Genomic DNA, 14,002 nt, shown 5'->3' with positions numbered 1-14,002 from the left:
AGGCAGGATTAATCTTTTAACAGATCACGACCTTTGCTTGCAGCGATACGCATACGCAGAGAGTTCAGCTTGATAAAGCCTTCTGCATCTTTCTGGTTGTAAGAACCCGCATCGTCTTCGAACGTCGCAATGCTCTCATCGAACAAGCTGTCTTCTGAGCGACGGCCGACAACAATCACGTTACCTTTATACAGTTTCAGGCGAACATCACCGTTCACATGACGCTGGCTGTAATCGATCATCTCTTGCAGCATTTTACGCTCTTCAGCCCACCAGAAACCGTTGTAAACCAACTCGGCGTAACGAGGCATCAGCTCATCTTTCAAGTGTGCCGCTTCACGGTCCAGAGTAATGGACTCGATCGCACGGTGCGCACGCATCATGATGGTGCCGCCTGGTGTTTCGTAGCAACCACGAGACTTCATGCCGACAAAGCGGTTTTCTACGATGTCCAAACGGCCAATGCCGTTAGCGCCACCGATTTTGTTCAGAGTTTCAAGCACGGTCGCAGGAGACATGGCTTCGCCATTAATGGCAACGATGTCACCGTTTTTGTAGCTCAACTCAAGGTAAGTCGCTTCATCTGGCGCTTCCTCTGGGGAAACCGACCAGCGCCACATATCATCTTCAGCTTCGGCCCAAGGATCTTCCAAAATGCCGCCTTCGTAAGAGATGTGCAGCAAGTTAGCGTCCATTGAGTAAGGTGACTTTTTCTTCTTGTTCGAGAAATCGACAGGGATGTCATGCTTCTCGCAGTAAGCCATTAACGTTTCACGGGATGTCAGTTCCCACTCACGCCAAGGTGCGATGACTTTAACACCCGGCTTCAGAGCGTAAGCGCCCATTTCGAAACGTACTTGGTCGTTACCTTTACCCGTAGCACCGTGAGAGATAGCATCAGCACCGGTTTCGTTGGCAATTTCAACCAGGCGTTTTGCAATCAATGGGCGAGCAATAGACGTACCCAACAGGTATTCGCCTTCATAGATTGCGTTTGCACGGAACATTGGGAATACGAAGTCGCGAACAAACTCTTCGCGCAGATCTTCGATATAGATCTCTTTCACACCCAAAGCTTGCGCTTTTGCACGAGCAGGCTCAACTTCTTCGCCCTGCCCCAAATCGGCTGTGAACGTTACGACTTCACAGTTGTAGGTTTCTTGCAACCAACGAACAATAACGGATGTATCCAGACCACCGGAGTAGGCCAGAACAACCTTTTTAACATCAGACATTCATCTGCTCCAAAGAATCAACGGCTAACGCCACTCAAACGGAATTAAGCGCCCAATCATATCACTTACAAAGAGAAAATGCCGCATCAGTCTCGCTCAAGGCGAATTGTGGTTCTTCGGTTTCGAGCTCGGTTATCGGCCGTATTGTTTGGAACAACGGGGTAACGCTCACCGTGAAAGCGCGTTGTGATCAGATCTTCCGATATGCCTTGGGCCACTAAATAGCGGGTGACCTCTTCGGCTCGTTGCTTAGACAGATCTCGGTTAAGCAAGCGACGACCGGCATTGTCGGAGTGACCATCGACAAAGACCGAGCGAACTTTATCGTCTTCTTTTAGATATTCGACGATTAAATCCAGACGATCCTTAGTCGCATCGGATAAACGCCACTGCGCAGGAGGATACAGCACCGCCGTCCGCGCCACTTGGCGGTAATTCACCGGCAATAAGTTATCCACGCACTTGGCATAATCAAGATAGGTTTTTTGGAAATTAACCGAGGAGAGCGCCACATTCACGCTTTGACTTGAACCCAACCAGTTTGGGATTCGAAACGTTGGGAACATGCCGCCATAAAGAGAAGCGAGCATTTCACCGGCGTAGCGCTCATCAGCCACGACTTTTCGATCGTTGATCGTCACCGGGATATTACCAATCGCTTTAGGTGCACTGCCCGGCTGCCAAGGTGATGCCGCAGCCACTAAACGAATACTGCCCGAAAAACTCCCTTTTTGGGTGGGCACCAGCTCAAAAACGGCGCGCTCCCCTGCTTCGTGCACAAATGTACCCGCTCCAAAGGACGGTATAGGCTGACTTAACTTACAGTAGAAGCGGGATTCTTCCAGATCCCACTGGGACTCATCGATCGGTGCAACAAAGCTTACGGCATCGGCACTTGAGACGAGACAAACACCCAAAAGCCCCGTAAACACGAGGCTACGGCCATGCATCAAACACTGTTTAGGTAAGAGTCTTGCTCGCATTCAGAGTGCACCAACGATTAACAAATCATATCCACTTAAAGGTATCGGCGGAGTTGGTCTGTGCTTAAGGGGGAGGTTTGGCCTAATCTATGCAGCCTGATAGAATGGGATTACGTGTGTTTGACCACTTTTTAAACATTGTCCGTTATAAGCGGTAAGGATCCCTTTTGAACAATCACTCAGCAGCTCACCTCATGGCTGAGCGCTTTCGCGGATATCTTCCAGTGGTCGTGGATGTAGAAACAGCCGGATTTAACGCGAAAACCGATGCGCTTTTAGAGATTGCCGCCGTTACTCTGACGATGGATGAGCAAGGGTATTTGATCCCTGATCAGTCCTTCTCAGCGCAAGTGGACCCTTTTGAAGGTGCCAACCTAGAACGCGCCGCTCTGGATTTTACGGGGATTGACCCGTTTGACCCAGACCGCGAAGCCGTACCCGAACTTGAAGCACTTGAGATCATCTTTAAACCGATCCGCAAAGCGGTTAAAGCACATGGGTGCAAACGCGCTATCTTAGTGGGCCACAACGCTTCGTTCGATCACGGCTTTGTGTCGCAAGCTGCATTACGTACCGACATTAAGCGCAATCCATTCCACCCCTTCTCAACGTTCGATACCGCAACCTTAGCAGGCTTGGCTTACGGTCAAACCGTGTTAGCGAAAGCCTGTGATGTTGCCGGAATCCCCTTTGATGGGAAGCAAGCCCACTCAGCGCTTTATGACACCGAAAAAACGGCCGAGCTTTTCTGCGGCATTGTTAACCGCTGGAAAGACTTAGGTGGCTGGGACATGGTGTTAGCGCTGCAGGACTCTGACTGATACGCTCGAAAACGCGTTTACGAATCCAAATAAAAATAGCGGCATAGGCCGCTATTTTTGTGTACTTTTTAAAGCGCTCACTTCTTAAAGACTTACTTCAAAACCAATACCACTCGACGATTTTGCGCACGCCCAGTTTCTGTGGCATTGCTCGCAATCGGTTTTGCTTCTCCCAAACCAACGGCGGTCAAACGAGAGGCATCAATACCTTGAGATACCACGTAGCTCTTAACCGATTCTGCACGGGACTTGGATAAACGGCGGTTGTACTCATCGGATGCCACAGAGTCGGTATGACCTTGAACCTCATAGGAGAAGCTATTGGCCTTAAGGGTCTGCACCGTATCGTTAAGACGAAGTTTTGCCTGCGCTGTCAGATCAGAGGATTTATACTCAAACTCAACCCCATTTAAGGTTATCTCTTTTTCTGGCTCACATCCGTTCTGATCAACCGCACGCCCTACAACGGAGTTAGGGCACAAGTCCATCTCATTCGGGACACCGTCTTTATCTTCATCGTTCGCACAACCAAAGGCGTTAACCATAGCACCTTCGACGGTATCTGGACATTGATCTAAGCGATTCACAACACCGTCGTTATCCGAATCTAACTCACACCCTTGAGCATTTACTTTGGCGTATGGGACCGTTGATGGGCATTGATCATCCGCATTGATAATACCGTCACGGTCGGAATCCAGCTCGCACGATTGACCGACACGAACCTCATCAGCTTTACACACCGCCTCTTTATGGCAGAAAAGATACGCAATACCTGCACCGACCAACGCACCTGCTGCCGCTTCACTGTCGGCGGCTGCCGCACCTGCGCCACCTGCAACTGCACCGGCCGCCACGCACAAAGGCGTGCTCTGTTGCCATTTTGCTTTGGGTACTTCAGCACAGCCTGCCAGACCAATAACCCCACTTAACGCCAAAACACCCAAAAGTTTGGTTGATTGCATATCGCTTCTTTTCCTTTACATTAAATCGGATCAATACGTACGAAATGTATTATATCTTAACTCGAATGAACAAAAAAAAACCCACGTCAGAACGTGGGTTTTCTTAAAAAAGCGTATTAATTACAGTTTGTCAGAAGACTCTGACAGGTATTTTGCAACGCCTTCTGGAGATGCATTCATACCTTCGTCGCCTTTGTTCCAACCCGCTGGGCAAACTTCGCCGTGCTCTTCGTGGAATTGCAGAGCGTCAACCAGACGGATCAGCTCGTCCATGTTACGACCCAGTGGCAAGTCGTTAACGATCTGAGAACGTACGTTGCCTTCTTTGTCGATCAGGAACGCGCCACGGAATGCAACACCCGCATCTGCTTCAACGTCGTACGCTTGGCAGATTTCGTGCTTAGTGTCAGCAACCAGAGTGTACTTAACCGGACCGATACCACCTTGGTTAACCGGTGTGTTTCGCCATGCGTTGTGAGTGAATTGAGAGTCGATAGATACGCCGATCACTTCAACGCCACGCTCAGTGAATGCATCCATACGCTTGTCCAGAGCGATCAGCTCAGAAGGACATACGAATGTGAAGTCCAGAGGGTAGAAAAAGACCAGACCGTATTTACCTTTGATCGCTTCTTTCAGGTTGTACGTGTCAACGATTTCGCCAGTGCCCAATACCGCTGCAGCGGTGAAATCTGGAGCCTGTTTTCCTACTAATACACCCATTGTATTCTCCGTTAAGTTCCAAGTGTTAATCAGATATCTGTAGAGTTACAGACATCCATGAACAAATAATGTCAGTGCAGAAAGCTCAAAACAACCCTTTGTGATCACTTACATTGTAACGCGCATTTTAACGGCGTATCACAAAGAGTTTGGTTGTTTATTCAGCAGCCGAATCGTCGTTTTGAGCAGCTTCTTTGATCAGGGTTTGCAACTCACCTGATGTGTGCATCTCGGTGATGATGTCACAACCGCCCACCAACTCACCATTGACCCACAACTGTGGGAACGTTGGCCAGTTTGCATAAACCGGTAACTCTTGACGAATGTCTGGATTCTCCAGAATGTTGACGAACGCAAAGCGCTCACCACAAGACATCAAAGCTTCAACCGCACGAGATGAGAAACCACACTGTGGGAAGCGCGGTGTGCCTTTCATGTACAAAAGAATGGCATTATTTTCGATCTGGTCTTTAATGGTCTCAAGCGTACTCATGAGTCTACCTTCTATAACACGGGTTTTAACGATCCACCGGAGTTGCTCTCTACTTACTCGGAAACGGGTTTGCTCGAGTAATCACGATTCTGTCGATCCGGTCCTTATTGTTAGGCGCCAAGCGAACTCAACGTCTGTTTGAGCGTAATGCTAACACAAAACCCAACCCTTTAACTCGGTTATTATTGGGTTTCAAAGAGAAAGATTACGCTTGCAAAAAAGCAGAAAAAGGCATCGCAAATGCCTGATTTACTGCTAATATGGGGTCAAATGCGTCTTAATTAAAGAGAAACGGACGCGAATTTGCGAAAATTCGACACTGACAATAAAATGTTTTGCTCAAACGGCAGCTCTGGCTGCCTTTTTGCGTTGTAAGGGAGACTTACTATGACGTATCCGTCCTTGATGAACACATACAACCGCTTGTCCGTCAGCTTTGAGTCTGGCGAAGGAGCATGGCTGTTCGATACCGACGGTAACCGTTACCTGGATGCTTTGTCGGGTATTGCTGTGTGTGGCCTTGGCCATTCTCACCCAGCTGTGACTCGTGCGATTACAGAACAGGCCGGTAAACTGATGCACACCTCCAACATCTACCGCATTCCATTGCAGGAAGAACTGGGCGATCGACTGTGTGATATATCGGGTATGGATAAAGTCTTCTTCGCCAACTCAGGCGCAGAAGCGAATGAAGCGGCCATCAAACTGGCGCGTAAATTCGGTCATAGTAAAGGCATCGACACCCCTACCATCATCGTTATGGACGGTGCGTTTCACGGTCGTACATTAGCAACATTAACGGCCACCGGTAATCGCTCTGCACAAGCAGGCTTTGAGCCATTGGTCAGCGGATTCATTCGCGCACCTTACGATGATATCGACGCCATCAAAGCCATTGCCGCCAACAACAAGAACGTGGTTGCAATCTTTGTTGAGCCTATTCAAGGTGAAGCCGGTGTTCGTATCCCAGCAAAAGAATACCTTGGCGAGCTGCGTGACATCTGCGACGAGAATGACTGGCTCCTGATGCTGGATGAAGTCCAAACTGGCAATGGTCGAACCGGTCGCTACTTTGCGTATCAACATACCCACATCGTGCCTGACGTTGTTACTACCGCAAAAGGTCTAGGTAACGGCTTCCCGATTGGTGCCTGCATTGCCCGCGGTCGCGCCGCAGAAGTTTTTGCACCTGGCGCTCACGGCTCTACGTTTGGCGGAACGCCATTAGCCTGCGCAGTCGGCCTTGCCGTAACAGAGACCATCATGAGTGAAGGCCTGTGTGAACGAGCTAACGAATTGGGTAAGCGCATCTTGGCGGGCATCAAAGATGTCCTTGAAGGCATGAACTACATCAAAGAGATTCGTGGCCAAGGCCTTATGATCGCTATTGAGCTGAACGAAGCCGGCTCCGAGCTTGCCGTTTTAGCGAAAGTAAAGGGCTTATTGATCAACGTGACTGGGGGCGGAAAAGTGGTACGTTTATTACCGCCTCTGATCATGAACGACACTGAGGCCGATTTGCTGGTGAACACACTGTGCAAGCTGATCAAAATTTATGCAGCTGACGAGCGCTCTAAACCACGCGCGTAATTCGTTCGCTTCCCTTAATAAAGAAAGCCGTATTGCAAGGAGTTCCGCGACGTGCGGTTCTGATTTATGACTACCAGACATTTTTTAACGCTGAATGATTTAACACCCGACGAATTAAGACACATCTTAGGTCGCGCTTCGACTTTAAAAGCGATGCGCAACCGCGGTGAAGTGTATGAGCCATTATCCAATAAAGTGATGGCCATGATCTTCGAGAAAGCCTCGACCCGAACCCGCGTTTCCTTTGAAGCGGGTATGGCTCAACTGGGTGGCCACGCTATGTTCTTATCATCGCGTGATACCCAACTTGGCCGTGGTGAGCCTATCGAAGATTCGTCCCGTGTGATCTCAAGCATGGTCGATGTGGTCATGATCCGTACCTTTAGCCATGACATCGTGGAGCGTTTTGCAGAGTTTTCACGCGTGCCAGTGATCAATGCGCTGACCGATGATTACCATCCGTGCCAACTGTTGGCCGACATGCAAACGTTTTTCGAGCACCGTGGCGACATTAAGGGCAAAACGGTTGCGTGGATTGGCGATGGCAACAACATGTGCCAATCCTACATGAACGCGGCGGCCATGCTGGACTTCAAACTGAACATCGCTTGTCCGAAAGGGTTTGAACCCAAAGCCGAGCTGATCGAGCAATACAAAGACCGCTTGATGATCACCCACTCGCCAGAAGAGGCGGTCGCCGGTGCTCACTTGGTGACGACTGACGTATGGGCGTCCATGGGGCAAGAGGATGAACAAGAAGCGCGTTTGAAACGATTTGATGGTTTCCAGGTCAATACGACTTTGATGGATAAAGCTGCGCCAGACGCTCTGTTTATGCACTGCCTACCAGCCCACCGTGGCGAGGAAGTCAGTGCAGAAATGATGGACGACCCACGTTCTGTTGTGTTCGATGAAGCCGAAAACCGCCTTCACGCACAAAAAGCGCTGCTTGAATTCCTACTGGTTCAATAAGCTGATATAACGGTCAATATGACTTTATTGACCGTTTTTCATAGACTGGGTCTAAACTGTTCTTATTGATATGTGCACAGCCAACCTGGGATTGAAGCATGATTGAACTCCGACATCTTAAAACGTTATCCGCGCTGCGCGACGCAGGCAGTCTGGTTGAAGCCGCTGAACGTGTCCACCTGACACAATCGGCCCTCTCACACCAGATCAAGGATCTCGAAGATCGTCTCAACTGCTCTTTGTTCATTCGTAAAACCAAGCCCATCTGCTTTACATCCGCAGGGCAGCGCCTGCTCACGTTAGCCGACGAAGTCCTGCCGATGATCCGCAATACCGAGCGGGACATCGCTCGCTTGGCAGGCGGTGAAGCGGGCCGATTGAACATCTCCATTGATTGTCACAGCTGCTTTGACTGGTTGATGCCGACCATTGATCACTTTCGCCAACACTGGCCCGAAGTTGAAATGGATCTCTCCAGTGGTTTCACCTTCCACCCACTGCCTGCCCTTGCGCGCGGTGATCTGGACTTGGTGATCACCTCTGACCCTGAACCTAAAACAGGGATTATGTACATCCCTTTGTTCAGCTATGAGTCTTTACTGGCCGTCTCCAAACGTCATCGTTTAGCGTCGAAGAAATACATCCAACCGTTTGACCTTGAGCAAGAAACGGTGATCACCTACCCGGTGGATCAAAACCGATTGGATCTCTTTACTCGCTTTTTAGAACCTGCTGGGGCCGAACCCAAAGAGGTGCGAACCGCAGAGCTTACGCTGATGATGCTGCAGTTGGTGGCCAGCGGTCGCGGTGTAGCCGCCCTACCCAATTGGGCTTTGCACGAATATCTTCAAAAAGATTATGTACTGGCCAAATCACTGGGCGAGAAAGGGGTATGGTGCACGCTGTACGCCGCCATTCGTGAAGACCAGAAGAACGCCGAGTTTATGGTCGACTTCCTAGATACAGCTAAAGAGGTGTCGTTCAGCACCTTGACGGGCATCCGCTCTGCCTAATTATGTAATGAGCGAGTTGATTTAAGAGTTACGCGATTAGCCTGTTACTGACGTGAGAACGCTTGTGCCACAGCCTCAACACTGAGGCAGCGGTTTAGAGTACTCATCAATCCTGCGCTTCTTCCCACTGTTCAATCACTTCTTTTGCGGCACGAAACGCTTCTTGCCCTGCCGGTGCGCCGCAATACACAAATGAATGCAGTAGCACTTCTTGTATCTCTTGCGCAGTGCATCCGTTGCGTAACGCGCCGCGGACATGACCTTTAAGCTCAGTAGGCGCTTTCAAGGCCGCCAACATGGCAATGGTTACAAGGCTTCGTGTCTGGCGAGGCAAGCCTTCGCGCTGCCAAGTTGATCCCCAGGCATGTTCGTTAATCCACGCCTGCATTGGCTCGGTTAGCTCAGTCACCTGACTAAGCGCACGATCGACAAACTCATCGCCCATTACTTCACGGCGGACGGCTTCTCCCTTCCGACGGTCTTCATGTGACATGGTGATCTTCCCTCTTGTGATAGCGACTGATCAAAGGCACCGCAAAAGTGCGTTGATAAAATACGCATTAGGCTAATGGATGATTAGGTGTACCATGATTCATGGCAGGCGATCTCTTGTATATTCGTAGTGATTGCTTAAACTGAACGATCCTTTTTTAAAGACAAACAACGATAAGACAATGACTCACTGGACACCAGAGAGCTGGAGATCACACCCGATCGTCCAGCAACCGGAATACACGGATCAGGCTCACCTAAAGGCCGTTGAAGCAGACCTTGCAGCGCTTCCCCCTTTAGTCTTTGCCGGCGAGATCCGATCTCTCAAAGCCGACCTTGCCAAAGTGGCTAACGGTCAGGCCTTTCTGCTGCAAGGCGGAGACTGTGCTGAGAGCTTTTCCGAGTTCAGTGCGAACAAAATTCGTGACACCTTTAAAGTCTTGTTGCAGATGGCCGTCGTTATGACGTTTTCGGCGCGCGTGCCTGTGGTTAAGGTCAGCCGTATGGCCGGCCAGTTTGCTAAACCACGCTCTTCCGATTTTGAAACAAGGGATGGCATCGCCCTACCCAGCTATCGCGGCGACATTGTAAATGCCTTTGAATTTACAGAAGCGGCTCGCTCACCCGACCCAGAGCGCCTGCTAAAGGCCTATCACCAGTCGGCAGCCACTCTGAACCTTTTGCGGGCGTTTGCGCAAGGCGGCTATGCCGACCTTCACGAAGTGCACCGTTGGAACCAAAGCTTTGTGGCAGCAAGCCCACTGGGTGAGCGTTACCAGCACCTAGCGGATCAGATCGACCAAACCTTGGCGTTCATGGAAGCCTGTGGCATTCATTCTGCCAACACACCGCAAATCCGCGAAACCAGCTTATACACTTCGCACGAGGCGTTACTGCTGGGTTACGAGCAAGCGATGACTCGCCAAGACAGTTTGTCGAATGATTGGTACGACTGCTCGGCTCACATGCTGTGGATTGGCGATCGTACTCGCCAGCCAGATCATGCCCACGTCGAATTTTTACGCGGTGTGAAAAACCCCGTCGGCGTCAAAGTGGGCCCGACCACCTCTGAAGATGACATGATCCGCCTGTTGGATATCCTAAACCCAGAGAACGAAGCCGGTCGCATTACCCTGATTGCTCGCATGGGCGCGGGTAAAGTGGGTGAGCTGTTACCGCCTCTGGTTAAGCGGATTCAGGCCGAAGGCCGCTCAGTCGTTTGGAGCTCCGACCCGATGCACGGCAACACAAAAACCGCGCATAACGGCTACAAAACTCGAAATGTCGATGACATTTTGACCGAGCTTACAACCTTCTTTGCGGTACACAAAGCCGAAGGCAGCTACGCGGGCGGTGTGCATTTTGAGATGACAGGCCATAACGTGACCGAATGCACAGGTGGCGCGTATCAAATCACCGAAGAAGGCTTGGCCGATCAATACGACACCCAGTGCGACCCTCGCTTAAATGGCGAACAAGCGCTGGAGCTGGCGTTCTTGATCAGCGAATCACTTAAAGCATCTCAGAGGTAAGCACGCACCCATGACCAAAAAAGCACAACAACTGCTGTTCCTTTTGGACGCGATTGAAACCGAAATGAACAACCAAGGCTTATGGGCCGAGACGCCTCCCAGCGACAAAGCCCTAAACAGCCCTGAACCGTTTTGTGTCGATACTCTTGAGTTTCATGAGTGGGTTCAATGGATCATGGTGCCGCGCTTTCGCCACATGGTCCAAGTGCGCCATCCTTTGCCAAGTAACAGCGATATTCACCCAATGGCAGAAGAAGCCTTCAAACTCAATAGCGCCGACACCAAAGCGTTATTGCACTTAATCCAGCAGGTGGATGCCTGTTTACGCATCACCCACTAAATGCTTTTTAAAGGCCCGTTTTTTAGCGGGCTTTTTTGCATCCAAGGTGCAGGTGCATACCCGGATCGAGATTGCTAAAATGCCCCGCTGATTGAAGAGGGGAATCCAATGTCACTTACCAGCCTGACCGAACTATTGAGCACCAGTGGAACCCAGTACCGCATTTTGGATATGGGTCGGCGCATCAGTAAACTGAGTAAAGATCAGTTCGATAAGTTTGAACAGGGACTTATCCCCTACCCAGCCCCATACCTGCATCAAGCTTGGATGGCGTTGTTCATCTGGAACCCCAAAACGCCCGAGCAAAACGTGGTTTGGTTCTTGAAGTTTCCACTCGATGAACAAGGCTTTTTGGTGCAAGCCGTGCGCGATGATTTCTTGGGCCGTTTGATGCAAAACATCCAGCAAATGCTGGATAACCAAACACTGGATGAGCAGCACGACGCACTGAAAGACAACCCCTTCTCGTTTACGCCAGACCAAGAAAAGATGGCCATGTTCCACGCGATGGCCTCAAAGCTCACTCACCAAGCACCAAGCAGTTTTTTTAATGGTGCCAAAGCGTACTTTTCCGGCGACCTAGGCTGGGAGCACTGGCAAGGTGTGGGTTACCAAGGCATTGCCGATCTCGTCTCACGTATCGAAGAAGGTAACCACAGCGCGTATGTGCTCAATGCCATTCATAACCTACCAAACGAGCCACTCAGCGCCCTGTGTACCTGTCTTGAGCACACCAAGCTATCCCACACACTGCTTGCAGCGCTTGCCGACCGCATCGAGGATGAGCTCAGCAAAGCCGCTCCAAGCCCTGCTTTAGTGGCGGCTATGCTGCGAGGTGTCTCACAGGGGCACGATCAGCAAACGTTGCGAAAACTATTGCTGCTGAGCTTTGATAATCCGGTCAGTGAATCGGCCGAAGTGATGGTGGCCATCGCCACACGCTGTCACGAGACTTTAAACTTCCCGGATGTGCTGCATGCCTTCTTGGAAGCACTGGCGGTTTCGGAAGCCGGGCAATCGGGCTTTTCGCGCATTTTGGCCGATTTGATGTTTATCCCAACGCTTCGGGTATTGATTCTGCAAGATTTGCGCAACCCAGAGCGAAGCGAAGCCCTATCAAAAGCCATTGGGGAGATGTTTGGCCAAAGTTTCTAACAATGGCCAAACTTAAGCACTGAAGATCGACAACTTACAAAGAAGACTCGACTGAATCGGGCAGTTGAATATCCAACCCCAAACGCGCGACCTCTTCTTCAGCCTTTTGACGGAACAGCGCACGCGCACGTGTACCTTCGAGCTTAGTCAGGTAATAGAGTAGCGAGCTGGCTTGCTCCTCAGAGACAGGCTGAGTTTTAGACCAGCTTTGAATAAACTCAAACAAAGTCGCATCACGATTATCCGTGATGCCTTTGGGCGATGGGATATCGAGTGACTCACCGTTTCGAAAGCGACGCGCAACCGCATTAAAGTGGTATCGAAACAGCGGCCAAGTGTCCTTTTCTTCCTCACTTTTTAGCATAAACCAACCGGTTTCTTTACCCGCATGGTAAACGGTTGGGTGGCTCCAAGCGTGTTGCGAAGGTCGATGTGCTTGCTGGCACGCTTCAAGGTAAGCGGCCCGAACGGCAGGTACACCATCACCGGCACCTAAATCTTCCAATATGGATAAAAACTCCGAGATAGTTGGCATCCACGCCAACGTCTCTTTGCATCGGTCCACCGCTTTGACCAGCTGAGCTTCTGTGTAGCTATCGATGCTTAACGCCCACTCTCGCTTTGCGATCACGATCTCTTCTTGGGTTTCGAAGCAGCTTTTGAAACGATGCCCATATATCGCCATAAAACGCGCGAAGATCATATTGACCATCGCTTTCGTTTCTACCGATAAACCACGCGGCTTTGACTGCTGGGCGCTGTCCTGCGGGTTACCAGTCGGTGTCTTTGATGTCGAGTATGGCTGCGGTAACCCGTTTTCGTTTTTCGCGAGTATCTGTGCGGGAGTCTTCATATTTCGTACCGTTAAAACCCTCTTGGCGCTGTTCGCGTGCTTGTTGAGTTTGCTTCTTGACCCATTCACGCTTAACCCAGGCTAAGAATTTTTGATCCCAATTGCTCTCTTTCCGGTCTTTATCGATGTAGTACAGAACAAACTCATCAAGACAGGTTTCCGCAAACTCTTTTGGGATTTGATGGCGCGGCAGCATCGAGAAAAACATCTCGGATGGCGTCCAGCCCATCGCCATCGGGTGAAGCTTTTGGTTGCGCTCTTCATGCTGTTCAAACAACTGCTGAAGTCGATCTTGTTGCGCCTCTGTGTTGCCGCGTTTTTTCCAACCGATACTGCCCCCAAATACAGGCGCAGGCCCGCGCTCACGAACCGAAGCATTTTTCGAGGGCAAGGGCCGCCTTGGCATCGGTGGCGGTGTGTCGTAAACCGGTAGCTCAGTAAGCTCAACCTCTGGCGAGGGCGCTTGATGAATAGGCTGCACATCCGCCGTCTGCATTGGTTGCGGCTCGACCGCCTTACGCGCTTCGCGGATATGAACTCGACCGTCACTGGCAAAACTTACAGTGAGGTATTGTGCATCAGCGATGCGGCGAATGAGGGTTTCCGCTGTGCTCGCATCCCACCACTGAGTGACATGCGCCCATTGTTCACGCGAGAGCAGTAGTTCGCGGCCCTGCTCTGAGTGGTGCGCGATCATAGGGTTGGTCAGCAACTCGTAGCATTGACCAAGCAAAAGGGCCGCATCAATACCCAACTCCCTCATCAAAGAGGGATAAATAAGCATCGGCTTTTCAGGTACCGTAAACGACATGTAATAACTACCACTTAGGAAAGA

Annotated in this window: 15 protein-coding genes; 7 read left to right on the top strand and 8 right to left on the bottom strand. The window is 50.5% G+C overall.

Annotated elements, in window-relative coordinates; genetic code table 11:
• Positions 1–8 precede the first annotated feature (8 nt).
• Together ACXAF9_RS08375 and ACXAF9_RS08370 are read right to left on the bottom strand one after the other, a co-directional pair.
• Positions 9–1,235 (bottom strand): argininosuccinate synthase, encoded by a 1,227-nt coding sequence (locus tag ACXAF9_RS08375; RefSeq protein ID WP_475072812.1) that lies wholly within the window; start codon positions 1,233–1,235, stop codon positions 9–11.
• 86 nt (positions 1,236–1,321) lie between these two features.
• Positions 1,322–2,218: a flagellar protein MotY gene (locus ACXAF9_RS08370; RefSeq protein WP_475072810.1), complete on the bottom strand. Its 897-nt coding sequence runs from the start codon at positions 2,216–2,218 to the stop codon at positions 1,322–1,324.
• Positions 2,219–2,412: 194 nt separating this feature from the next.
• Here ACXAF9_RS08370 and rnt point away from each other — a divergent pair, with 194 nt between their 5' ends.
• Positions 2,413–3,039: a ribonuclease T gene (gene rnt, locus ACXAF9_RS08365; RefSeq protein WP_475072808.1), complete on the top strand. Its 627-nt coding sequence runs from the start codon at positions 2,413–2,415 to the stop codon at positions 3,037–3,039.
• Positions 3,040–3,131: 92 nt separating this feature from the next.
• Here the strand turns inward: rnt and ACXAF9_RS08360 are convergent, their stop codons facing one another.
• From ACXAF9_RS08360 to grxD, 3 genes are all read right to left on the bottom strand, one after another.
• Entirely contained in the window at positions 3,132–4,004 is an 873-nt protein-coding gene (locus ACXAF9_RS08360; RefSeq protein WP_475072804.1) for an OmpA family protein, read from the bottom strand.
• 120 nt (positions 4,005–4,124) lie between these two features.
• A complete protein-coding gene (locus tag ACXAF9_RS08355) occupies positions 4,125–4,727 on the bottom strand; it encodes a peroxiredoxin (RefSeq protein WP_475072802.1) in 603 nt (200 codons plus the stop codon).
• Positions 4,728–4,884: 157 nt separating this feature from the next.
• The gene (grxD, locus tag ACXAF9_RS08350; RefSeq protein WP_475072799.1) at positions 4,885–5,220 is read right to left on the bottom strand and encodes a Grx4 family monothiol glutaredoxin; all 336 of its coding nucleotides are present in this window, start codon (positions 5,218–5,220) and stop codon (positions 4,885–4,887) included.
• Between the two features lie 387 nt (positions 5,221–5,607).
• On the opposite strand from grxD, the gene ACXAF9_RS08345 reads away from it, so the two are divergent.
• From ACXAF9_RS08345 to ACXAF9_RS08335, 3 genes are all read left to right on the top strand, one after another.
• The gene (locus ACXAF9_RS08345; protein ID WP_475072796.1) at positions 5,608–6,810 is read left to right on the top strand and encodes an acetylornithine transaminase; all 1,203 of its coding nucleotides are present in this window, start codon (positions 5,608–5,610) and stop codon (positions 6,808–6,810) included.
• Positions 6,811–6,876: 66 nt separating this feature from the next.
• Positions 6,877–7,782 (top strand): ornithine carbamoyltransferase, encoded by a 906-nt coding sequence (gene argF / locus ACXAF9_RS08340; RefSeq protein WP_475072794.1) that lies wholly within the window; start codon positions 6,877–6,879, stop codon positions 7,780–7,782.
• Between the two features lie 98 nt (positions 7,783–7,880).
• Positions 7,881–8,795 (top strand): LysR family transcriptional regulator, encoded by a 915-nt coding sequence (locus tag ACXAF9_RS08335; protein ID WP_475072792.1) that lies wholly within the window; start codon positions 7,881–7,883, stop codon positions 8,793–8,795.
• A gap of 106 nt (positions 8,796–8,901) precedes the next feature.
• Here ACXAF9_RS08335 and ACXAF9_RS08330 read toward each other — a convergent pair whose 3' ends face one another.
• Entirely contained in the window at positions 8,902–9,288 is a 387-nt protein-coding gene (locus ACXAF9_RS08330) for a carboxymuconolactone decarboxylase family protein (RefSeq protein WP_475072790.1), read from the bottom strand.
• A 181-nt stretch (positions 9,289–9,469) separates the two neighbouring features.
• Between ACXAF9_RS08330 and ACXAF9_RS08325 the strand changes: the two genes are divergently transcribed.
• From ACXAF9_RS08325 to ACXAF9_RS08315, 3 genes are all read left to right on the top strand, one after another.
• The gene (locus ACXAF9_RS08325; protein ID WP_475072788.1) at positions 9,470–10,819 is read left to right on the top strand and encodes a class II 3-deoxy-7-phosphoheptulonate synthase; all 1,350 of its coding nucleotides are present in this window, start codon (positions 9,470–9,472) and stop codon (positions 10,817–10,819) included.
• Between the two features lie 10 nt (positions 10,820–10,829).
• Positions 10,830–11,159 carry a YqcC family protein gene (locus ACXAF9_RS08320; RefSeq protein ID WP_475072786.1) on the top strand — a complete coding sequence of 110 codons (330 nt, stop codon included), beginning with the start codon at positions 10,830–10,832 and terminating at the stop codon, positions 11,157–11,159.
• A 108-nt stretch (positions 11,160–11,267) separates the two neighbouring features.
• Positions 11,268–12,314, top strand: a complete 1,047-nt coding sequence (locus ACXAF9_RS08315; protein ID WP_475072784.1) for a DUF3549 family protein — start codon at positions 11,268–11,270, stop codon at positions 12,312–12,314.
• A 34-nt stretch (positions 12,315–12,348) separates the two neighbouring features.
• Here the strand turns inward: ACXAF9_RS08315 and ACXAF9_RS08310 are convergent, their stop codons facing one another.
• Together ACXAF9_RS08310 and ACXAF9_RS08305 are read right to left on the bottom strand one after the other, a co-directional pair.
• Complete coding sequence (locus ACXAF9_RS08310) at positions 12,349–13,167, bottom strand: replication protein P (protein WP_475072782.1); 819 nt, start codon at positions 13,165–13,167, stop codon at positions 12,349–12,351.
• Entirely contained in the window at positions 13,085–13,978 is an 894-nt protein-coding gene (locus ACXAF9_RS08305) for a DnaT-like ssDNA-binding domain-containing protein (RefSeq protein WP_475072779.1), read from the bottom strand. Before ACXAF9_RS08305 ends, ACXAF9_RS08310 begins: the two co-directional genes overlap by 83 nt.
• Between the last annotated feature and the right edge of the window lie 24 nt (positions 13,979–14,002).

This window comes from Neptunomonas sp. ABH4_499 (assembly GCF_056160565.1).
The sequence above is the reverse complement of the archived record's forward strand: the minus strand, read 5'-3'. Positions and strand labels throughout refer to the sequence as shown.